Genomic DNA, 21644 nt, shown 5'->3' with positions numbered 1-21644 from the left:
AGCGCGGCCCTTCCTATTTCAGCCGCCCGGAAACCTTGGCCCACCACCAGCGCGTGCCGACCAGAAGAAACCGCCAGTCCTTGAAGAATTCAGGCGGCTTGCCTTCGATGGCATGGCCGATGAATTGCAGCATCCAGCCCAGCACGAACAGCGCCAGGGCCCAGGGCCAGAGACCGGTCACAAAGACCGACAGAATGGCCAGCCCGATCGACAGAACGATCAATGGAATTCCGATTGCATGGGTCAGCTGATTCCATCGGTTGCGGTGGTTCTGCGCATATTGCGCGATCCAGTCGTCCCAGCTTCGCCCTGAAATCATGGCTCCCTCCCTCGCCTTGGCGCTCTGCCCAAGGCTAGGGCCGGGCCGGGTGGCGCGGCAAGCCTTCCGTCAGGTCACAGGCCCCGCGCGGCCAGCCACGCCCCCCATTGCGCTGCAGTTCCGGCAAAGACGTTGATGTCGACCTTGCCGGCGATGCCGGGGATCAGCCCGGTCGAGGTATATTGCCAGAAGCTCCAGGGGTGACCGGCGTAAAGGTCCTTCGGATGCTTCGCCACGGCACGCAGCCAGAAATCGGCCCCTTCGATCTTCCACATCTCATTGTCCTCGAAGAAGTCGATCGAGGTGTAGAGGATCGGCCGCTGCCCGTAATGCCGGGTCAAGGCCGCGATGAAGATCTTGGCATCGGCCCGGATCGTCGCCCCGTCGCGGCGGATTGTGCAGGTGGGCGAGAAGGGCGTCCATTCCATGTCCAGAACCGGGGGCAGGGCGCCCGCCGTGCGCGGCACATGCTGGATGAACCAGCGTGCCTGCTCGATGGCGGGGCGGCAATGGTAGTAGAAGTGATAGGCCCCGCGCCGCACGCCCGCGCGACCCGCCTCGCGCCAATGTTCCCTGAACATCTCGTCGACGCGGTCACCGCCTTCGGTCGCCTTGATGAAGGCGAAGTTCACGCCATTGGCCCGGGCCGTGGCCCAGTCGATATTGCGCTGATACTTGGCCACGTCGATCCCGTGCACCGCATAGGCCTGCGGCGGCGCGCCGCCCCAGCTGTCAACCGGATCAGCATCGGCAAAGTTCGGCGGTACCACCATGTCGGGCGGCACCTGCACGGCGGGCCGGGCCGCCGGGGCATGGGTGGCAGGAGAACGCGCGCCGCCGCAGGCAGAGAGCGTCAGGGCAAGAAGAAGGAGGAGGAGTGCGCGAGTCATGCGCGCATGCTGGCCGAAGGCCAAGCCCCTGTCACCCCCTGCAAATTCCCGCTCGGCGGAAGGCCCCGCCCGGGATCACGCAAACCGCGCAGGCGACAGCGCCGCCACCGTGGCCGCGTCGATCTGCGGCGTCGTGCCGCCCACCAGATCCGCGACCAGCTGCGAGGCCCCGGCGCTGGATTGAAAGCCATACCCGCCCTGGCCCGCGCACCAGAAGAACGCCTTGTCCTGCGGCGCAAAGCCGATCACCGGCACCCGGTCGGGCGCGAAGGTGCGCAGGCCCGCCCAAGAGGCGATCAGCCGGGTCACCGGCTCGGTTACAAAGCCCTCATAGCGCGCCAGCCCCTCGGCCAGCACCATGTCATCGGCCCAGGCGTCATGCGGTTCCTGCGGGTCTTCCTCGGCGGGTGAGACGATCAGCGCGCCTGCATCCGGCTTGGCATACCAATCCTCGCCCGGCCCGAACAGCATCGGCCAGCGGGATACGTCAAGGCCCACCGGTGCCGGGATGCGCGCCATCGACCGGCGCAGCGGCGTGAAGCCCAGGGGCGCGATCCCGGCCATCTGCGCCACCTGATCCACCCAGGCCCCGGCGGCATTGACCAGCAGCTTGGCTTCGGCACTGCCGCCCGGCCAGGTGACGCTCCAGCCCGTCGCCGTGCGGGCAATGCCCGAGACCCGCGCCTTCAGCACAATCTCGGCGCCATGGCTGCGGGCGATCCGCGCGAAATGCTGGATGAGAAGATCGGTGTCGATATCCTCGGCATGGGCGGCATGGGCCGCCATGCTCACCACCTCGGGGTTCAGGATCGGAATGATTTCGCGGGCCTGCGCGACCGGGATCGGCGTGAACTTCATGCCAGCCACATCCGCGTCGAAGGCGGCTTTCTGATCGTCGCGCGCCACAAGCATCAATCCGCGCGGCGTCAGCAGATTCTCGATTCCACGGAAGAAATCGCCCGAAGCCAGCGACAGCGCCACCACCGGCGCCTTGCCGTAATGCGGCTCATAAAGCGCGGCCGACCGGCCCGAGGCATGGTGGGCCAGGGCATCCTCGGCCTCAAGCACCAGCACCGATCCCAAGGGCGCCAGTCGCGCTGCCGCCGAGATCCCGGCGATGCCCCCGCCGATGATGATGAAATCGTGCATCTTCCCCTCCGCTCTGCGCGGGCCAACCAATCAAAGCCGCCGCAGCTTGGCAAGGCGCCGCGTGCCGGGCGCAGGGGCATAAGGAAAAAGGCCCGCCAGAGCGGGCCTTTCCCAGTTCTTTTCCGTCAGGTTTACTGCGGAATGTCGCCCGAGATGCCTTCGACATAGAAGTTCATCCCCAGCAGGTCGCCATCCGGCGCGGTCGCGCCATCGGCCAGCCAGTCGCTGCCATCCTGCTTCTTGATCGGCCCGGTGAAGGGGTGAACCGTGCCCGCCGCGATATCGTCGCGCAGCTTCTCGGCCTCGGCCTTCACGTCGGCCGGCACCGCATCGGTGATCTCGCCGATCAGCACTTCGCCGCCCTTTATGCCTTCCCAGGCATCGGCCTGCTCATAGGTGCCGTCCAGCAACGCACCCACGCGCTTGACGTAATAGGGGCCCCAATTGTCGATGATCGAGGTCACGCGCGGCGCGGGCTTGTAGGCTTCCATGTCCGAGGCCTGGCCAAAACCGATCACCTTGCCATTGGTCTTGGCGGCTTCGGCCAGAGGCGCGGTGGAATCGGTATGGCTGGCGATCACGTCGACGCCCGCATCGATCAGCGCCTTGGCGGCATCGGCCTCTTTCGCCGGGTCGAACCAAGTGAAGGCCCAGACCACGGACAATTCGACATCCGGGTTCACCTTCTTCGCCGCCAGGTAATAGGCGTTGATGCCCATGATCACTTCGGGGATCGGGAAAGAGCCGATATAGCCGATCTTGTTGGTCTTGGTCATCCGGCCCGCGATCACGCCCTCGACAGCGCGGCCCTCATAGAAGCGGGCATTGTAGGTCGAGACATTGGGGCTTTCGCGCTTGAAGCCGGTGGCGTGCTCGAACTTCACATCGGGGAACTTGGCGGCGACCGCATTGGTCGGGTCCATATAGCCGAAGGAGGTGGAGAAGATGATGTTGCAGCCGCCAAGCGCCATCTGGGTCAGCACCCGTTCGGCGTCGGCGCCTTCCGGCACGCTTTCCTGATACTGGATCTCGACCTTGTCGCCATAGGCCTCTTGCACCGCCAGCGCGCCCTGATGGTGCTGGAAGGTCCAGCCGCCATCGCCGATCGGGCCGACATAGATGAAGCAGGCTTTCACATGGTCCATGCCCGCCGCGAAGGCACCGCCGGCCATCGCAAAGGTCAGGCCCATGGCCGCACTTGCCAGCAGGTTTCTGCGTTTCATTCAGGTTCTCCCGGTTGAGGCAGGGTCTTGCCGACCCTGCATGTTATGCCCGCCTAGCGCGCAGCGTGAAAATTCTGTCCCAGAGCGGCAGGTGCACCCGTCGCCGCCCGTCCCCGACCCGAGGACATGATGACCAGCACGAGGATGGTTATCAGATAGGGGGCCATCGACAAGTACTCGACAGGAATTGCCGTTCCCGCAGCCTGAAGGCTCAGCTGAAGCTGGGTGATGCCGCCGAAAAGATAGGCCCCGATCAGCGCGCGCCAGGGTTTCCAGCTGGCAAAGACCACGATGGCCAGCGCGATCCAGCCCGCGCCCGCGGTGATCCCGTCCACCCATTGCGGCACACGCACCAAGCTGACATAGGCTCCGCCCATCCCCGCCATCGCGCCGCCGAACAGGATCGCCATCAGGCGAATGCGGTTGACCTTGTAGCCCAGGGCATGGGCCGCATCATGGCTTTCGCCCACCGCGCGCAAGATCAGCCCCATCCGGGTCGACCGCAGCACCCACCACACCGCCGCGACCATCGCGATCGAGAAATAGACCACCCAGTCATGCGAGAAAAGGATGGGCCCCAGAACCGGAATATCCGCCAGCGGACCGAAGGGTACATCCGGCGTATGCGGCGGCTTGATGCCATTGTACCCCTGGCCGGCCAGCGAGGAGACACCCAGGCCGAACAGGGTCAGCGCCAGCCCCGTCGCCACCTGATTGGCCAGGAAGACCTGGGTCAAGAGCGCGAAGATCGCGGAAAGCCCCGCCCCCGCCAGCGCCCCGCCGACAAAGCCCAGAAACGGGCTGCCCGTGCCGACGGCGGTGATGAAGCCACCGATCGCGCCGATGATCATCATGCCCTCGACGCCAAGGTTCAGAACCCCCGCCCGCTCGACCACCAGTTCTCCGATGGCGGCCAGAAGGATCGGCACGGCCGCGACCATCAGGCTTGCAACCAGAATGACCAGATTGATGCCACCGATCTCCATCATTTCGCCCCCAGTTTCGCAGGCGCGCCCGCACCAAGGCGGAGGCGGTAATTTGTCAGCACATCGACGGCCAGAAGGAAGAACAGCAGCATCCCCTGGAAGACCTGGATCGCCGCGGCCGGCAGGCCCAGATTGGTGCTCGCCATTTCGCCGCCCACATAGGTCAGCGCCATCAAAAGCCCCGCCAGCACGATGCCCAGAGGGTTCAGCCGGCCCAGGAAGGCCACGATGATCGCGGTGAATCCATAGCCGGTGTTGAAATCGATGGTGATCTGGCCTGCGGGGCCCGTCACCTCGAACAGCCCCGCCATGCCGGCAAGGGCACCGGAAATGCCCATGCACAGCAGCACCAGCCGCACCGGGCTGACGCCATGGAACCGCGCCGCCCGCGGCGCCTGGCCCGCCAGCTTGATCTGGAAGCCCAGCAGATGGCGCGTCAGCAGGATATAGGCCAGAACCGCCACGCCCAAGGCCGCGACGCCGCCCCAATGCAGGCCCGAACCGGCGATCAGCTCGGGATTGCTCGCCGCCTCGAAATTGCGGAAGTTGCGGCTGCCGGGGAAGCCCGCGCCATCGGGGTTGCGCAGAAACCCGGTCGCCGCTTTGGCGAGGATCGTCTCGGCCACATAGACCAGCATCAAGGAGACCAGGATCTCGCTTGTATTGAAATAGGTTTTCAGGATCGCCGGGATCATGCCCCAGAGCCAGCCGCCAAAGGCCCCGGCCAGGATCATCGCCGGAAAGATCAGCCGGTTTTCCGTTGGATAGAAGGCCAGTCCCACCCCGGCCCCGACAATCGCACCGATGATATACTGCCCCTCGGCGCCGATGTTCCAGATGCCGGCGCGAAAGCCCAGGGCAAGGCCGATGGCGATCAGGATCAGCGGTCCCGCCTTGATCAGCAACTGCCCGCGCAGATACCAGGCAAACTCGCCGAAGACCGGGTCCCAGAAAATGGTCTTAATCACCGCAAAGGGGTTCTTGCCCATGGCAGCAAACAAAAGCCCGCCCGCGACCATCGTCAGCAGAACCGCTGCTATGGGCGTGGCATAAAGCCAGAATTTCGACGGTGTCGGCCGTTTCTCAAGCCGGATCATGCGCCATGTCCCATCGGCAGGGCGACGCAGATTCCCAGGAGGGAATCCGCCATTCTCTTCGAAGAAAATTGCGCCTCATTCCACATGATGCGCCACCTCCATGCCATGCGCCCCGCCCATCATCAGCCCGATCTCGTCCATGGTCAGCCCGGCCGTCGGCCGGGGCTTGGTCAATCGCCCTTCGTTCAGCACGGCAAAGCTGTCTGCCACTTCCAGAAGCTCGTCGAGATCCTGGCTGATCACCACCACAGCCGCGCCCTGCGCCGCCTGATCCAGGATCTTCTGCCGGATCGCCGCCGCCGCCGCCGCATCCACCCCCCAGGTCGGCTGGTTGATGACGATGACGCCCGCGCCCTGCATCAGCTCGCGCCCCATGAGGAATTTCTGCAGATTGCCGCCCGACAGCGCGCGGGCGGCCACATCTGGCCCCGGTGTGCGCACGTCGTAATCGGCGATGATCTCTTCGGCGAATGCTCTGGTCTTCCTCCAGTCGATGAAGCCACCGGACATCAGCTCCCGCCGCAACCCGGCGGTCAGGAAGGCATTTTCGACAAGGCTCATATCCGGCGCAGCCGCATGGCCATAGCGGTCCTCGGGGGCGGCCACCAGGCCGGCGCGACGCCGCCCGACCGGCCCCAGATCGCCCACCGGGCGGCTGTTCACCCGCACCTTGTCGGCTGCGCTGGGCAATTCGCCCGACAGCGCCAGCAGCAATTCGTCCTGTCCATTGCCCGCAACGCCCGCGATGCCCAGAACCTCGCCCTTGGCGACGGTGAAGCTCACCTCTTTCAGCGACGTGCCGAAGGGAATGGGCGAGGGCAGCGACAGATCGCTGACGCCCAGGCCCACCTCACCCTTCTGGCCGGGCTTCCGTTCCGGCGGGGTCAGGCTCGCGCCGACCATCAGCTCCGCCATCTCGCGCGCCGTCTTCTCGCGCGGGGTGCAGGTCGCCACCACGCGGCCCCGGCGCAGGATCGTCGCGGCATCGCACAGCGCCCGGATCTCTTCCAGCTTGTGCGAGATATACAGGATCGCGGTCCCCTCGGCCGACAATTGCCGCAGGGTGCGGAACAGGATCTCCACCTCCTGCGGCGTCAGGACCGAGGTCGGCTCGTCCATGATCAAGAGCTTCGGGTCTTGCAGCAGGCAGCGGATGATCTCGACCCGCTGGCGTTCCCCTGCCGACAGATCGCCCACCAGCCGCGCCGGGTCCAGCGGCAGGCCATATTCCTCGCTCACCGCTCGGATCCGCGTCGCCAATTCCCGCATCGGCGGCGGCGTTTCCATGCCCAGTGCCACATTCTCGGCCACGGTCAGCGCTTCGAACAGGCTGAAATGCTGGAACACCATCGCGACACCCAGCCGCCGCGCCTCGGCGGGCTTGCCCGGCGCATAGGGCGCGCCCCGCAGATGCATGGCACCTGAATCGGGCTTCACCAGCCCGTAGATCATCTTCACCAGTGTCGACTTGCCCGCACCATTCTCACCCAGAAGCGCATGAACCTCGCCCTCGCCGATCGAGAAACCCACATCGGCATTGGCGACGACGCCCGGATAGGCCTTGGTCACGCCTTCGATGCGCAGCAGTTCCTTCCTTTCCGTCCCCGTCATCCCGCGTTCTCCTGTCGTGACGCGTTGTTCTTCTTTTGCCGCAGCAGCGCCGCTGCCACCCCCACCGCAATCGCTTGCGGGTGTTTGCCCAAAGCGGGATCGCCGATCGGACAATCGATCCGTGCCACCGCCCCTGGCGCATGGCCCAAAGCCCCCAGCCGCGCCCGGAACCGCGCCCATTTGGTCGCGCTGCCGATCAGCCCGCAGCGGGCAAAGCCATGGTTCAGAAGCCTGTGGCACAGGTCAAGGTCAAGGGAATGAGAATAGGTGACAATCAGATGCTCGGCCCCCTGCGGCGCCCCCGCCACCAGCGTTTCGGGCCGCTCGGCGCAAAGCACGCGCAGCCCTTCCGGCACTTCTTCGGGAAACCGCTCGCGCGCCATATCCACCCAGGTGATCGCCAGACCCGGCAAGGGCGCCAGAACCGCCACCAGCGCCCGGCCCACATGGCCCGCGCCCCAGATCCAGATCTGCCGCTCCGCCTGGGCCAGGGGCTCGATCATCCAGCCCTGAACCGCTTCCGGGCGCAGCGGCACCTCGCCATGGCGCGCGCGGCGCAGCCGGTTCGCCACTTTCAGCGGCATCTCGCCCGTGGTGCCCGGCATCGCCCGCACCAAAGCCGCGCTCGTCACCCCTGCCAGCCGCGCCGCCGTCCAGACCTCGGTCAACAGCACCACGGCCCCGCCGCAGCATTGGCCCAGCGCCGGGCCCAAAGGCATCTTGTCCAGCCGGTCGCCCGTTTCCAGCGCCTCCCGGGCCAGCGCCGCCGCCTGATGCTCCAGCGCGCCGCCGCCGATCGTGCCCGATTGCCCGCCTTCCCAGACCAGCATCGCCGTGCCCGTCTCGCGCGGGGCGCTGCCGGCATGCGAGGCGATCACCACCCGCGCCACGCGTCCATGGGTCCCCACCGCCCTTGCCAGCGCGTCACGGTCAAACATCGCCGCGCACCCGCTTGACCGCCGCCAGCACCCGTTCCGCCGTGGCCGGGGCCTGCAGATCGGGCCAGGCGCCGCTGCCGCAGGCCGCCACGGCATCCGACAGCGCCAGGAAGGCCGAGATCCCCAGCATGAAGGGCGGCTCGCCCACGGCCTTGGACTTGCCCACCGTCTCCTCGCCATTCGCGCGGCTCCAGAGGCCGACGTTGAACACCCGCGGCCGGTCCGAACAGGCCGGGATCTTGTAGGTGCTCGGCGCGTGGGTCGACAGCCGCCCCTTGCCGTCCCAGACCAGTTCCTCGGTCGTCAGCCACCCCGCGCCCTGCACATAGGCGCCCTCGATCTGGCCCAGGTCCAGCGCCGGGTTCAGGCTTGACCCGGTGTCATGCAGGATATCGGCCCGCAGGATGCGGTTCTCACCGGTCAGGCTGTCGATCACCACTTCGGTCACCGCCGCGCCATAGGCGAAGTAATAGAACGGCCGCCCCTGACCCTTGACCCGGTCCCAGGCGATCTTGGGCGTGGCGTAATAGCCGGTCGAGGACAGCGAGACCCGCGCCTGATAGGCCCATTGCGCCACTTTCTCGAAGGGATAGACCTCGCCCGCCACCTTCACTGCGCCCTCGGCGAAGCGCACGCTTTCCGCCGCGACCTGATGCTTCTCGGCCAGGAAGGCGGCCATCCGGTCGCGGATCGTCATGCAAGCCTCGCGCGCCGCCATGCCGTTCAGGTCCGACCCCGAACTTGCCGCCGTGGCCGAGGTGTTCGGCACCTTGCCGGTATCCGTCGCGGTGATCTTGATCGCGCCGGGATCAAGTCCAAAGACCGAAGCCGCCACCTGCGCGACCTTCTGGTTCAGGCCCTGGCCCATCTCGGTGCCGCCATGGTTCAGATGGACCGACCCGTCCTGATAGACATGCACCAAGGCGCCCGCCTGGTTCAGATGGGTCAGCGTGAACGAGATGCCGAATTTCACCGGGCTCAGCGCGATGCCGCGCTTGAGGATCGGGGATTTCGCATTCCAATCCGCGATCTCGGCCTTTCGGGCGCGGTAATCCGCGCTCCGCTCCAGCGCGGCCACCATCTGATCGGCGATGAAATCGGTCACCTCCATGCCATAGGGCGTGGTCTGGGGCAGGGCGGCCAGCCGCTCGGCCTCGACCGCCGCCTTGGCCGCCGCGGGGGAATGGTCCGCCGCGATGCGCCGGGCATGGCCGGCTTCCCTTGTGCCCTCGACCCGCGCCGCTGCGCCCGTCGAATGCGCCGCATCGATGCGGCGACCGGTCCCGGCCAGCCCCTCGGCCCCGCGCGAAGTCAGGTCAATCTCGTCATCAAGTGGAGGCGTCTCGGGCGCGATTTTCGCCATCGCCGCTGGGGAGGTCTGCGCCGAGCCAGCCCCGGGCCCGCGCATCCCGCGATAGAAATTCGCCTTGCGCACCTCCAGCGGCTCGCGGCCCAGCGCATGGGCGACGTGGTCCATCACCCGCTCGATCCCGATCATCCCCTGTGGCCCGCCAAAGCCGCGATAGGCCGTGGCGCTGGCGGTGTTGGTCTTGAGCCGGTGGCTTTCGATGCGGATCGCGGGCAGGAAATAGCAATTGTCGGCATGCAGCATCGCGCGGTCGGCCACCGGCAGCGACAGATCCATGCTCCAGCCGCAGCGGAAGAGATGGGTGAAATCCAGACCCAACACCCGGCCATGATCGTCGAAGCCCACGCGGTAGCGGATCTTCAGGTCATGCCGCTTGCCGGTGATCACCATGTCATCGTCGCGGTCATAGCGCATCTTGCAGGGCCGGCCGGTGGCGCGCGCGGTGACGGCGCAGGCAATCGCCAGCCAGTTGCCCTGGCTTTCCTTGCCGCCGAACCCGCCGCCCATGCGCCGGGTTTCGACCCGCACCGCCGACATCGGCAGATGCAGGGCGTGGGCGACCTTGTGCTGAACCTCGGTCGGATGCTGGGTTGAGGAATAGACCTGCATTCCGCCATCGTCCTGCGGCAGCACCGCGGCGATCTGGCCCTCCAGATAGAAATGCTCCTGCCCGCCGATCTCGAACTCGGCCTCGATCACATGCGGCGCGCCCGCGATCCCCGCCACCGCATCGCCCCGCGCCCAGACCACCGGCCCGGCCTCGAACCGGCTGTTCGCGGCCAGCGCCTGCTCCACCGTCAGGATCGGCGTCTCTTCGGCATAACGGATCTTCGCCAGTCGCGCCGCCTTGCGCGCCGCCAGATGGCTGGTGGCGGCAACGATGAAGATCGGGCGGGCATGGAACTCGACCCGCTTCGAGGTCAGCAATGGCTCGTCGCCCAGCGAGGGCGAGCAATCGGGGATCTCGTGCAGGTCATCGGCTGCGATCACCGCGACCACGCCCGGGGCCGCGCGCACCGCCCCGAGATCCATCTCGACGATCTCGCCACAGGCGATGGACGACAGGCCGAAGGCCAGATGCAGCGCATCCTTGGGCAGCGGGATATCGTCAAGATACCGCGCCTGTCCGGTGACATGCAGGGCTGCCGAGTCATGCGGCAGGGCTTTGCCCATGGTCATGGCGCCACCTCCAGAACCGAGACCGCGCCGCCGGCAAGGTCGTGGAAATATCGGGTCAGCATCGCCTGCGCCGTCTCCATCCGATAGGCGGCCGAAGCGCGCATGTCGCTCATCGGTGTGAAATCCCCCGCCATGGCCGCACCAGCCTGCGCGATGGCCGTCTCGTCCCAGGCCTGTCTGACCAGCGCCGCTTCGGCGGCCGTCGCGCGTTTCGGCACCCCCGCCATGCCTCCAAAGGCGATGCGGGCGGCGGTCACTTTGCCGTCGGTGACGGTCACGTTGAAACAGCCGCAGACGGCGGAAATGTCCTGATCGAAGCGTTTCGACAGCTTGTAGGCGCGGAAGGCGGGCGCGGTCTCGGGAAAGGACACGCCCGCGACGAATTCGCCCGGCCTGCGGTCCTGCTTGCGGTAGTCGAGGAAGAAATCCTCCAGCGGCAGGCTGCGCATCTCATCCCCCCGCCGCAGATGCAGCCGCGCCCCCAGCGCGATCAGCGCGGGCGGCCCGTCGCCGATGGGCGAGCCATTGGCAATATTGCCGCCGATCGTCGCAACATTGCGCACCTGCTGGCTGGCGAAGCGGCGGAACAGTTCCGCAAGCGAGGGCAAGCTGGCGGCCACCGCCTCGCGCATGTCGGCGATGGTCACGCCCGCGCCGACATGCAGCTCTCCGCCGCGCCTTTCGATCCCCTGAAGGTCGCCGACCCGGTTCAGGAAGGCGACCGGCGCCAGATCGCGCAGCTGTTTGGTCACCCAGAGGCCGACATCCGTGGCGCCCGCGATCAGGGTTGCCTCGGGATGCTCCAGATACCAGTCGGCCAGATCGTCGCTGTTCGTCGGCTGGACCACGCCCGCGGGCGCGTCCTCCCCCGGACCCTCCGACAGCATTTGCGCCGGAATGAACTTGGCATCTTCGGCGAAATGGCCGGGGACCGGCTGCGCGCGCGCCGCCTCGGCCGCGCGGATGATCGGCGCATAGCCGGTGCAGCGGCAGAGGTTTCCGGCCAATTGGTCGTCATGGTCGGCCGCGCCGTTCAGATGCGCCGTCGCCATCGAGACGATGAAGCCCGGCGTGCAGAAGCCGCATTGGCTGCCATGGCAATCCACCATCGCCGCCTGCACGGGATGCAGCGCGCCATCGGGGGCCGCGATGCCTTCGACCGTGCGCACCGCCTTGCCCTGCAACTGGGGCAGGAACAGGATGCAGGCATTGACGGCCTTGCTGCCGCCCGCATCCGTGACCATGACGGTACAGGCGCCGCAATCGCCCTCGTTGCAGCCTTCCTTGGTGCCGCACAGGCCACGGTCTTCCCGCAACCAGTCGAGAAGGGTCCGCGTCGGGCTTTCGCCTTCGACCCGGACCGGCGTTCCGTTCAACAGAAACGCGATCCCGCTCATATGTCAGTCCGCCGCGGTCTCCCCGTTGAAGGCATTCTGCGCGCCCGCCCGATGCGGCGTAAAGCGAGGCGCGCGCCCCTTTTATGCTTGTTGATCGTCATCAAGCCGGGGGCGACGATTCAAGGCAAGACAAAACTCTTTGCCTCCGGACGAAGCTCTTTTGCCTTTTCCCGAAAGGTTGCGCCAGGCGCCTGCCTGAAAAAGTGGCGCCATCGGGCCCGGCGCAACCAAGGAAGTGACGCAGGGTCAGGTTTTCCCCACTCCCTTGTGTTCGCTTCTGCGCGTAAACGCATAGAACCGAATTTTTTCGAACACGAGACCTTTTCAAATGGACTTCACTCTCCTCCTCAAATTCGTTCATGTAACCGCCGCCATCCTCTGGATCGGCGGCGGCTTTACCCTTCTTCTGGCGGGAATGCTGCGACAAGGCCGCGCCAGCGCCGAAGAGCTTCTGGCGCTGATCCGCATCGTGGCCTTCCTGGGACCGCGCCTCTTCATGCCGGTCAGCCTGATCACGCTCGCGTCGGGCGTGGCGCTTCTGTTCCTTGCGGGCTGGGGCTGGCAGGCCTTCACCGTGCTGGGCCTTGCGGGTGTCGTCTTCACCGCGCTGTTCGGATCGCTGATCCTTGGCCCTTCTGCGGAGCGCGCGGTGAAACTTGCCGAAACCCGCGGCGCCCCCGCAGCCCTGCCCGAGCTGCGCCGGATCTTCCGCCTCGCCAAACTGGATTATGCGGTGCAATTCGCCGTGATCTTCCTGATGGTGGTCAAACCCGGTTGGGGCGAGGTTGCGGTTCTGGCGGGGCTGGGCACGGTGCTTGTGCTGGCCGCGCTGGCCACGCTGCGTCCCCTGGGCCAGCCGGTCTGAGCGGAGGCCAGAATGATCGGCTTCCTTCCCCGGACCCTTGCCGCCCTTCTTTTCCCCACCCGCCCGGACAAGGGCGCGAAGGGATCGGGCACAGCCAGCGAGTAGAACAAGTCAGGCGGCGGCGGCCCATCGGGGGTTTGCCGCCGCCATCCATTCTCGATAGCCTTGTCCCATGACCCAAGGCGCCCCCCGATTCATCCATCTGCGAACCCATACCGAGCATTCGCTTTTGGAAGGGGCCATCCCGGTCAAGAAGCTGGTCAAGCTGGCGGCGGGGATGGACATGCCCGCCGTGGCGGTCACCGACACCAACAACCTGTTCTGCGCGCTGGAATTTTCCAGCCACGCCAAGGATGCGGGCCTCCAGCCCATCATCGGCTGCCAGATCAGCCTGGCGCATGATCCCGCCGCCCCGGGCGAAAAGCCTCGCCTGCCCGCGCCCATCGTTCTGCTGGCGCAGGACGAGACGGGCTGGCTGAACCTGATGAAGCTGAACACCTGCCTCTATGTCGACAAGGGCGGGCAATTGCCGCAGGTCACGCTGGCGGAACTGGCGGATCATGCCGAGGGCCTGATCTGCCTGACGGGCGGGCCGGAGGGGCCGCTGGGGCGCTTCTTCGCGGCCGGACAGGCGCCAAAGGCCCGCGCGCTGGTCGAAGCCTTGCACCGGGCCTTTGGCGACCGGCTCTATGTCGAATTGCAGCGCCATCCCGGCGAGGGCGGGCGCTTGACCGCCGCCGAGGCCGCTTCGGAGCGCGGCATGGTGGATCTGGCCTATGAACTGGGCTTGCCGCTGGTTGCCACCAATGACGCCTATTTCCCCGCCGCAAAGATGTATGAGGCGCATGACGCGCTGATCTGCATCGCCGAGGGCGCCTATGTCGACCAGATGGAGCCGCGCCGCCGCCTGACGCCGCAACACTATTTCAAGTCCGAGGCCGAAATGGTCACGCTGTTCGCGGACCTGCCCGAAGCGATCGAGAACACGGTCGAGATCGCGCGTCGCTGCGCCTTCATGGTGTCGAAACGCAAGCCGATCCTGCCGCGCTTCGCCGATGACGAGGTCGAAGAATTGCGCCGTCAGGCCTGGGAAGGGCTGGATCGCCGCCTGGCCGTGATCCCGCTGGCCGCCCCGCGTGAGGAATATGAGGAAAGGCTGCGCTTCGAACTGGGGATCATCGAGAAGATGGGCTTCCCCGGCTATTTCCTGATCGTGGCCGATTTCATCAAATGGGCCAAGAAGCACGACATCCCGGTGGGGCCGGGGCGCGGTTCGGGCGCAGGGTCGCTGGTCGCCTATGTGCTGACCATCACCGATCTTGATCCCTTGCGCTATGCCCTGCTGTTCGAGCGCTTCCTCAACCCCGAACGGGTTTCGATGCCCGACTTCGACATCGACTTCTGCATGGATCGCCGCGAAGAGGTGATCAAATATGTGCAGGACCGTTACGGGCGCGAGAAGGTGGCGCAGATCATCACCTTCGGCGCGCTGTTGTCCAAGGCGGCGGTCCGCGATGTGGGCCGCGTGTTGCAACTGTCCTACGGACAGGTCGACCGCTTGTCCAAGATGATCCCGGTCGAAGGCGTCAAGCCGGTCTCGATCACCAAGGCCCTTGCAGATGAGCCGCGCCTGCGCGAGGCCGCCAAGGAAGAGGTGGTGGGCCGCCTTCTGACCTATGCCGAACAGATCGAGGGGCTTTACCGCAACGCCTCGACTCATGCCGCGGGCGTGGTGATCGGCGACCGGCCCCTCGATGCGCTGGTGCCGCTCTATCAGGACCCGCGCTCCGACATGCCCGCCACCCAGTTCAACATGAAATGGGTGGAAGCGGCGGGTCTGGTGAAGTTCGACTTCCTGGGTCTCAAGACCCTGACCGTGATCCAGAACGCGATCAGCCTGATCCTCAAGGGCGGTCGCCCCCTGCACATCGCCCAGGATGGCCGCAAGCTCTATGCCCCGCCCGCGGGGGCCGAGAATGACATCGGCCATATCCCCCTGGACGACAAGGTGACCTACGACCTTTACGCCGCCGCCAAGACCGTCGCGGTGTTCCAGGTCGAAAGCTCGGGCATGATGGATGCGCTGCGGCGCATGAAGCCCACCTGCATCGAGGACATCGTGGCGCTGGTGGCGCTGTATCGCCCCGGCCCGATGGAGAACATCCCGACCTATTGCGAGGTCAAGAACGGGCTGCGCGACATCGAACCCCTGCACCCGACCATCGACCATATCCTGAAGGAAACCCAGGGCATCATCGTCTATCAGGAACAGGTGATGCAGATCGCCCAGGTCATGGCGGGCTATTCGCTGGGCGGCGCTGACCTGCTGCGCCGCGCCATGGGCAAGAAGATCGCCGAGGAAATGGCCAAGGAGCGGCCGAAGTTCATCGAGGGCTGCACCAAGACCCATGGCATAGACCCGAAGAAATCGGGCGAAGTCTTCGACCTTTTGGAGAAATTCGCCAATTACGGCTTCAACAAGTCGCACGCCGCCGCCTATGCGGTCGTCAGCTACCAGACCGGCTGGCTCAAGGCCAATCACCCGGTCGAATTCATGGCCGGCGTGATGAATTGCGATATCCATCTCACCGAGAAGCTGGCCGTCTACAAGCGCGAGCTGGACAAGCTGGGGATCGAGGTGGTGCCGCCCTGCGTCAACCGCTCGCTCGCCACCTTCGATGTCGGGCAGGGCCAGGTGATCTATGCCCTGGGCGCGCTCAAGAATGTCGGCGTCGATGCCATGCGCCTGATCGTCGAAGCGCGGGGCGAGAAGCCCTTCGCCACGCTCTTCGATTTCGCCCGCCGCGCCGATCTGAAGAAGATCGGCAAGCGCCCCCTGGAAATGCTCGCCCGCGCCGGCGCCTTCGACCAGCTCGACCCCAACCGCGCCCGCGTCTTCGAGGCGCTCGACCCGCTCGTCGCCTATTCGGCCGCGGTGCATGAGGCCCGGGCCTCGGCCCAGGTCTCGCTCTTCGGCGCCGGCGGCACCGACATTCCCGAACCGCGCCTGCCCTGGCGCGACGACTGGCTGCCGGTCGAACGGCTGGGCCACGAACACCTGGCCGTCGGCTTCTACCTGTCGGGCCATCCGCTCGACGACTACATGTCCGCGCTCCGCCGCAAGGATGTGAAAACCCTTTCCGAACTGACCCAGACCGTCATGGCCCGCGGCGCCCCGATGGTGGCGAAACTCGCGGGCTCCGTCAGCGCGAAACAGGAACGCAAATCCGCCAAGGGCAACCGCTTCGCCTTCGTCTCACTGTCAGACCCGACCGGGCTTTACGAAGTCACCGTCTTCTCCGACGTGCTGGAAACCGCGCGCGAGAACCTGGAACCCGGCCGCAACGTCGTTCTGACCGTCCGCGCTGACCCCGATGGCGAAGGCGTCAAGCTTCTGGCGAATGCCGTCACCCCCATCGACGCCGTCGCCGACCAGGCCGGGGCCGCCGATCTGCGCATCCACCTCAACCGGGCCGAGGCCATCACCTCCGTCGCCACCCTTCTCGCCAGCGTCACCGGCAAGAGCCGCGCCCAGATCACCCTTTGCGTTGCCGACGAGCAAGGCCGCGAGATCGACCTCACCCTGCCGCAACCCTATCCGGTCACGCCCCAGATCAAGGGCGCGATCAAGGCCATGCAGGGCGTGGTGATGGTGGAAGAGATCTAGGACGAGCGCCCCGCCATCCTCCGCACCGCGCGCCCGCTTCACCCGGCCTTCACCCCGCCGGCCGCCTCCTTTCGCATCCCGCTTGCGAAAGGCGCCCGCCATGGACCTGCCCGAACTCCTCCCCATCAGCGCGATCGACCCCGACTCCCTCCTGCGCGACCGCAGCGAACTGGACCCCGAGGAACTGGCCCTCCTGCGCCGCTCGATCTTTGAAGAGGGGCTGCGCATGCCGATCGAGGTCTATCCCCTGGCCGAGCCGGAGCCGCCCTTCACCTTCGGCCTTCTTTCCGGCCTGCGCCGCCTCACCGCCTGTATCGCGCTCAAGCATGAGACGATCCCCGCCTTCATCCGCGGCCCCGCCACGATCCAGGCCGCCCTCACCGCCATGGTTTCGGAAAACGAAAACCGCTCTGCCATCACGCCATGGGAGAAAGGCGCGCTGATCTGGAACGCCATGGCGCTGGGCCATTTCCCCACGCTCGACGCCGCTGTCGCCGCCCTTTACCCCAACCGCAACCGCCAGACCTACAGCCGGCTGCGCGGCCATGCCAATGTCGTGGCGGCACTCGACGGCCACATCACCACGCCCGAGCGGCTGACGGTGAAACAGATGGACAGCCTGGGCGCCGCGCTGCGGCTGGGGATGGAAGAGATCTTCCTCAACGCCCTGCTGCCGCTGGAAGGCGAGTCGCTCGACGACCAATGGAAGGCGCTCGTGCCGGTGATCGAGCATGAGGTCCTCCACCCCACCGACCCCCGCCCCGGCCGCCCGCGCATGGGCCTGTATCTGCATCACGGGCTGAAGATCACGCGGGAACCCTGTCGCAACGGATGGATCCTGCGGTTTACCGGCCCGGAGGCGCGGAAGGGCGGGCTGGTGGATGACGTGCTGGACGAGGTGGAAAGGTTGTTTCAGAAGAAGTGAGGGCGAGGGCTCGAACACCATTTCAAGACCGGGAACTGCAGGCAGCCTGTTCTCAAGACATTTTCAGTTTCAAGTTTGTTCCTTTGCGGAAACCCAATATCTGCTGACACTTTGATCACGGTTTGGCACTATTGTTCTGAATATCGGTTTGCAGAAGTGCAGGAAGAGAAAATGCGATGCGTTAAAGATTCAGGATCAGAAAAAGTGCCACAGGCGAGGTATCGCGATGCCCTAAAACGCTTTGATGCGGCCACGTGCGAGGCGCTTGCTGTGGGGCAGGCGACGGCGAACAGGACTGCGCTTCCAGCAGTCGGATATTCGACGCATGTGTTCGCCCGAATTTGTAGCCATGCAGTCTCGACGATCTGTGCCGCACCGCAGTCGCGATGGGCACATCGCGAGTTCGAGCATTGGGACTTGTCGACCATCGCCGCGTATTCCAGGTCTATTTTGGAAGGATATATTCTCTTTCGTTATCTTGCGGACGCGCCCTTCGACTTAGAAATTCAGAGGACTTACGTTAATGTGATGCATCTTTACGACTGCAAGAAGAGGATCTCGATCCTCCCCCGTATGTTATCTGAGGGCGACCTCGAATGGCTAAAGGCGCAGGAGTTTGAGTTGATCAATAGGCTGAACGGCATTGAGTACTTTAAGTCTCTAGACGCCTCTGTACGGGCTGGGATACTGAGGGGCGAGAGATTGCACATTCCCTCGCGGCACGATCTTATTCTTGCGGCAGGTTTGAAAAAAGATGAGTTTGATTTCTTCTACAACTACCTATCACAATACGCCCACGTCTTTTCTTTCACCTTCTATCGCATTGAGCCAGATGGTCGCGGTACGGGGCTCAAGAATGCATTTGATCAGGGCGCCTTGACAATGGTTCTAGAGTTTGGAGCAGGAATTATATCCGCGGCAACTGATCGAATGGTGGAGATGTTTCCAGACGCAGGGAACGAAAGACGGGGTACGGATTCTAAGTTTTCTCCCGGACCCGCCAAGAATCTACCGAGACATATTAAACGGGAACGAAGGAAGGTGCTGCGCTAGCGTCGATCAGCGCTCTGAAGTCGAGCGACCATTCTTCTAATCTTTGAATGATCGCACGTATGACTAAATTACCGAATCCTTAACGCCCACCCTAACCCATTGAAATCCCTCGCCTCACCCCCTGTCCCACCGTGGGACAGCCGCCCTTGCGGCCTCCGGCTCACCCGTTCGGCGTCATCGACTTCCTCTGCCTTGCCCGTTTCAGCCCCAGCTGCCGCTCGCGCCAGATGATCAGGCAGCCCGCCAGCACCACCAGCGCCGCCCCCGCCAGCATCGTGGCCGTTGGCAGCTCGGCAAAGACGAACCAGCCGATCGCCAGGGCGAACAGCATCGAGGCATAGTCGAAGGGCGCGATGACCGAGGCATCGGCCTCGCGGTAGCTCGAGGTCAAAAGCACCTGTCCGACGCCGCCCAGTAGCCCGGCGCCGATCAGAAGCGCAGCCTCGCGCGGCGCCGGCCAGACCCAGCCGAAAGGGATGGTCGTCAGCGACAGGACCGTCGCCGTGACCGAGAACCAGAAGACGATGGTGGGCGTCTTCTCGGCCATCACCAGCTTGCGGACGAAGACCTGCGCCAGTGCCGCGAAGACCGCGCCGCCCAGCACCAGCGCCGCGCCAAAGGCCTCGCGATAGGAGGCCGCGCCCTCGGTCAGCAGCGAGAGGCGCGGCGACAGCACGATCAGCACCCCCACCAGACCTAGGGCCACGGCGGTGATGCGGAAGGCCCGCACCTCCTCGCCCAGAAACATGGCGGCGAAGACGACCGTCAGCAGCGGGGCGGCATAGCCGATGGCGGTGACCTCGGGCAAAGGCAGATACCCCAGCGCCGAAAAGCCCAGCCCCATCGAAACCGTGCCCAGAAGTCCGCGCCAGAAATGGCCGAACGGATCCGCGGTGCGCAGCCCGGTCGACAGCTCCTTGCGCCACAGCAGCCAGACCACGATCACCGGGATGGCGAAGAAGGAGCGGAAGAACACCGCCTGACCACCCGGTACATGCGCCGAGGTCGCCTTGATCAAGGCCTGCATGACGATGAAGATGAGAACCGACACAAGCTTGAGCGCGATGCCGCGCAGCGGCCGGGCGGGGCGGGGATCCATGTATCCTGCATTTCACAGCCCCGCCGCGCCCGCAACCCTCTGGACGCCGCCAGCGCTTCGCGATCATCTGGGCGGAAAAGGAGAAGACCATGCCACAGCCCCCGCTTTCCGACCTGATCGATCAGGGCCGGGGCCTTGCCCCCGCCGATCTGGTGCTGAAAGGCGGACGGGTCTTCGACCTGATCACCGGCGAACTGGTCGAGACCGACGTCGCCATCTGCGGCGACACGATCGTCGGCACGTTCGGCAGCTATTCGGGCAGGCGCGAGATCGACGTCACCGGCAAGGTGCTGGTGCCCGGTTTCATCGACACCCATCTGCATATCGAATCCTCGCTCGTCACCCCGCATGAGTTCGACCGCTGCGTTGGCCCGCGCGGCGTGACCACCGCCATCTGCGACCCGCATGAGATCGCCAATGTCTGCGGCCTGACGGGGATCGATTACTTCCTCGCCTGTGCCGCCCAGACCCTGATCGATATCCGTGTCCAGCTTTCGTCTTGCGTGCCCTCGACCCATATGGAGACGGCGGGGGCGCGGCTTGAGGCCGCGGATCTGGTGCCGCTGATGCACCACCCCAAGGTGATCGGCCTGGCCGAGTTCATGAACTTTCCCGGCGTCCTGATGAAGGATCCAGGCTGCCTCGCGAAGCTGGAAGCCTTCCGGGGCCGCCATATCGACGGGCATTCACCGCTTTTGCGCGGGCTGGATCTGAACGGCTATATCGCGGCGGGCATCCGCACCGAACATGAGGCGACCACAGCCGAGGAAGGGTTGGAGAAGCTGCGCAAGGGAATGCGGGTGCTGATCCGCGAAGGCTCGGTCTCGAAGGACCTGCACGCCCTGGCATCCCTGCTCACAGAGCGACATTCGCCCTATCTGTGCCTCTGCACCGACGACCGCAACCCGCTGGACATCGCGGAACATGGCCATCTCGACTACATGATCCGTACCGCGATCGCGCTGGGCGCGCCGCCGCTTGCGGTCTACCGCGCCGCCAGCCTGTCGGCGGCCGAGGCTTTCGGGCTGAAGGATCGCGGCTTGATCGCGCCGGGCAAGCGGGCCGATATCGCTGTGATCGACGGGCTGGAGACCTGTCATGCCGCCATGGTATTTGCCGCTGGGGTCGAGCTGACGCCACAGGAATTTGCGGCGCGTCCGACGACCGCTCCGGTCGCGCGGCAGTCGGTCAAAGCCCCGCCCGTGACGGCGCAGGATTTCCGCACCGGCGGCAACCGCGCCGAGACGCCGGTGATCGGCATCCTGCCCGGCAAGATCATCACCGAACACCTGACCTTCACCATTCCCCCGGTGGATGGCGACAAGCGGCCCGACCTTGCGCGTGATCTGGTGAAGATCGCGGTGATCGAGCGGCACGGCAAGAACGGCAACCGGGCGACAGGGTTCGTCAAGGGCTTCGGGCTGCAGAAGGGCGCGATCGCCTCGACCGTCTGCCATGACCATCACAACATCGCCGTTGTGGGCGCCGATTATGCCGACATGGCGCTGGCCGCCAACCGCCTGGGCCATATCGAGGGCGGCTTCGTGGTGATCGAGGGCGGCAAGGTTCTGGCCGAACTGGCCCTGCCCGTCGCCGGGCTGATGAGCCTTCTGTCCTTCGAAGAGGTCCGCGACAAGCTGGTCGCCCTGCGCGCTGCCGCGCGATCCCTGGGCGTCACTTTGGAAGAACCCTTCCTTCAGCTTGCCTTCCTGGCCTTGCCGGTGATCCCGCATCTGAAGATCACCGATCATGGCATGGTCGATGTGGACAGGTTCGAGATCATCCCCTGACGCCCCGGCGGGATCTTCGGGGGGAGGCCGAAGGCCGGTGGCTGGCCGCCATGCAACCGCCGCCAAGGGGAGTTCCGCCCGGGCGCC

General features: G+C 65.5%; 16 protein-coding genes. 5 read left to right on the top strand and 11 right to left on the bottom strand.

Annotated elements, in window-relative coordinates:
• Positions 1 to 13: 13 nt before the first annotated feature.
• The 10 genes from ACED67_RS11235 to xdhA all read right to left on the bottom strand — a co-directional run bounded on the left by ACED67_RS11235 (position 14) and on the right by xdhA (position 12158).
• Positions 14 to 319 carry an Mpo1-like protein gene (locus ACED67_RS11235; protein WP_395541707.1) on the bottom strand — a complete coding sequence of 102 codons (306 nt, stop codon included), beginning with the start codon at positions 317 to 319 and terminating at the stop codon, positions 14 to 16.
• A gap of 74 nt (positions 320 to 393) precedes the next feature.
• Complete coding sequence (locus tag ACED67_RS11230; RefSeq protein WP_395541706.1) at positions 394 to 1209, bottom strand: glycoside hydrolase family 25 protein; 816 nt, start codon at positions 1207 to 1209, stop codon at positions 394 to 396.
• 75 nt (positions 1210 to 1284) lie between these two features.
• Positions 1285 to 2358, bottom strand: coding sequence for an NAD(P)/FAD-dependent oxidoreductase (locus tag ACED67_RS11225; protein ID WP_395541705.1), 1074 nt, complete (start codon positions 2356 to 2358; stop codon positions 1285 to 1287).
• A gap of 131 nt (positions 2359 to 2489) precedes the next feature.
• Entirely contained in the window at positions 2490 to 3581 is a 1092-nt protein-coding gene (locus ACED67_RS11220) for a BMP family ABC transporter substrate-binding protein (protein WP_395541704.1), read from the bottom strand.
• Between the two features lie 53 nt (positions 3582 to 3634).
• A complete protein-coding gene (locus ACED67_RS11215; RefSeq protein WP_395541874.1) occupies positions 3635 to 4567 on the bottom strand; it encodes an ABC transporter permease in 933 nt (310 codons plus the stop codon).
• Positions 4567 to 5664, bottom strand: coding sequence for an ABC transporter permease (locus ACED67_RS11210; protein WP_395541703.1), 1098 nt, complete (start codon positions 5662 to 5664; stop codon positions 4567 to 4569). Before ACED67_RS11210 ends, ACED67_RS11215 begins: the two co-directional genes overlap by 1 nt.
• Positions 5665 to 5739: 75 nt before the next feature.
• Positions 5740 to 7275 carry an ABC transporter ATP-binding protein gene (locus ACED67_RS11205; protein ID WP_395541702.1) on the bottom strand — a complete coding sequence of 512 codons (1536 nt, stop codon included), beginning with the start codon at positions 7273 to 7275 and terminating at the stop codon, positions 5740 to 5742.
• A complete protein-coding gene (xdhC, locus tag ACED67_RS11200; RefSeq protein ID WP_395541701.1) occupies positions 7272 to 8213 on the bottom strand; it encodes a xanthine dehydrogenase accessory protein XdhC in 942 nt (313 codons plus the stop codon). The genes ACED67_RS11205 and xdhC overlap by 4 nt, the downstream gene beginning before the upstream one ends.
• Positions 8206 to 10761, bottom strand: a complete 2556-nt coding sequence (locus tag ACED67_RS11195) for a xanthine dehydrogenase molybdopterin binding subunit (protein ID WP_395541699.1) — start codon at positions 10759 to 10761, stop codon at positions 8206 to 8208. Before ACED67_RS11195 ends, xdhC begins: the two co-directional genes overlap by 8 nt.
• Positions 10758 to 12158, bottom strand: coding sequence for a xanthine dehydrogenase small subunit (gene xdhA, locus ACED67_RS11190; protein ID WP_395541698.1), 1401 nt, complete (start codon positions 12156 to 12158; stop codon positions 10758 to 10760). The genes ACED67_RS11195 and xdhA overlap by 4 nt, the downstream gene beginning before the upstream one ends.
• A 328-nt stretch (positions 12159 to 12486) precedes the next feature.
• Between xdhA and ACED67_RS11185 the strand changes: the two genes are divergently transcribed.
• The 4 genes from ACED67_RS11185 to ACED67_RS11170 all read left to right on the top strand — a co-directional run bounded on the left by ACED67_RS11185 (position 12487) and on the right by ACED67_RS11170 (position 18668).
• Positions 12487 to 13023: a DUF2269 family protein gene (locus ACED67_RS11185; RefSeq protein WP_395541697.1), complete on the top strand. Its 537-nt coding sequence runs from the start codon at positions 12487 to 12489 to the stop codon at positions 13021 to 13023.
• A 172-nt stretch (positions 13024 to 13195) separates the two neighbouring features.
• Positions 13196 to 16690, top strand: coding sequence for a DNA polymerase III subunit alpha (gene dnaE, locus ACED67_RS11180; protein WP_395541696.1), 3495 nt, complete (start codon positions 13196 to 13198; stop codon positions 16688 to 16690).
• Between the two features lie 100 nt (positions 16691 to 16790).
• Positions 16791 to 17615 (top strand): ParB/RepB/Spo0J family partition protein, encoded by an 825-nt coding sequence (locus tag ACED67_RS11175; protein ID WP_395541695.1) that lies wholly within the window; start codon positions 16791 to 16793, stop codon positions 17613 to 17615.
• Between the two features lie 156 nt (positions 17616 to 17771).
• Positions 17772 to 18668, top strand: a complete 897-nt coding sequence (locus ACED67_RS11170) for a hypothetical protein (protein WP_395541694.1) — start codon at positions 17772 to 17774, stop codon at positions 18666 to 18668.
• A 160-nt stretch (positions 18669 to 18828) separates the two neighbouring features.
• On the opposite strand, the gene ACED67_RS11165 is transcribed toward ACED67_RS11170, so the two are convergent.
• On the bottom strand, positions 18829 to 19767 hold the full coding sequence (locus ACED67_RS11165) for a DMT family transporter (protein ID WP_395541693.1): 939 nt from the start codon (positions 19765 to 19767) through the stop codon (positions 18829 to 18831).
• An 89-nt stretch (positions 19768 to 19856) separates the two neighbouring features.
• On the opposite strand from ACED67_RS11165, the gene ade reads away from it, so the two are divergent.
• Entirely contained in the window at positions 19857 to 21557 is a 1701-nt protein-coding gene (gene ade / locus ACED67_RS11160) for an adenine deaminase (RefSeq protein ID WP_395541692.1), read from the top strand.
• The last annotated feature ends 87 nt before the right edge of the window (positions 21558 to 21644 follow it).

This window comes from Neotabrizicola paludis (assembly GCF_044142105.1).
Lineage (GTDB): Bacteria > Pseudomonadota > Alphaproteobacteria > Rhodobacterales > Rhodobacteraceae > Pseudogemmobacter.
This window is presented reverse-complemented; position numbering and strand designations above follow the sequence as displayed.

Excerpts from the sequence above, each read along its gene's own strand:
- xdhA (WP_395541698.1), bottom strand. The coding sequence starts at position 12,158 with ATGAGCGGGATCGCGTTTCTGTTGAACGGAACGCCGGTCCGGGTCGAA.
- dnaE (WP_395541696.1), top strand. The coding sequence starts at position 13,196 with ATGACCCAAGGCGCCCCCCGATTCATCCATCTGCGAACCCATACCGAG.
- ACED67_RS11215 (WP_395541874.1), bottom strand. The coding sequence starts at position 4,567 with ATGGAGATCGGTGGCATCAATCTGGTCATTCTGGTTGCAAGCCTGATG.
- ACED67_RS11225 (WP_395541705.1), bottom strand. The coding sequence starts at position 2,358 with ATGCACGATTTCATCATCATCGGCGGGGGCATCGCCGGGATCTCGGCG.
- ACED67_RS11195 (WP_395541699.1), bottom strand. The coding sequence starts at position 10,761 with ATGACCATGGGCAAAGCCCTGCCGCATGACTCGGCAGCCCTGCATGTC.
- ACED67_RS11220 (WP_395541704.1), bottom strand. The coding sequence starts at position 3,581 with ATGAAACGCAGAAACCTGCTGGCAAGTGCGGCCATGGGCCTGACCTTT.
- ACED67_RS11205 (WP_395541702.1), bottom strand. The coding sequence starts at position 7,275 with ATGACGGGGACGGAAAGGAAGGAACTGCTGCGCATCGAAGGCGTGACC.
- ACED67_RS11210 (WP_395541703.1), bottom strand. The coding sequence starts at position 5,664 with ATGATCCGGCTTGAGAAACGGCCGACACCGTCGAAATTCTGGCTTTAT.
- ACED67_RS11175 (WP_395541695.1), top strand. The coding sequence starts at position 16,791 with ATGGACCTGCCCGAACTCCTCCCCATCAGCGCGATCGACCCCGACTCC.
- ACED67_RS11235 (WP_395541707.1), bottom strand. The coding sequence starts at position 319 with ATGATTTCAGGGCGAAGCTGGGACGACTGGATCGCGCAATATGCGCAG.
- xdhC (WP_395541701.1), bottom strand. The coding sequence starts at position 8,213 with ATGTTTGACCGTGACGCGCTGGCAAGGGCGGTGGGGACCCATGGACGC.
- ACED67_RS11185 (WP_395541697.1), top strand. The coding sequence starts at position 12,487 with ATGGACTTCACTCTCCTCCTCAAATTCGTTCATGTAACCGCCGCCATC.
- ACED67_RS11165 (WP_395541693.1), bottom strand. The coding sequence starts at position 19,767 with ATGGATCCCCGCCCCGCCCGGCCGCTGCGCGGCATCGCGCTCAAGCTT.
- ade (WP_395541692.1), top strand. The coding sequence starts at position 19,857 with ATGCCACAGCCCCCGCTTTCCGACCTGATCGATCAGGGCCGGGGCCTT.
- ACED67_RS11230 (WP_395541706.1), bottom strand. The coding sequence starts at position 1,209 with ATGACTCGCGCACTCCTCCTCCTTCTTCTTGCCCTGACGCTCTCTGCC.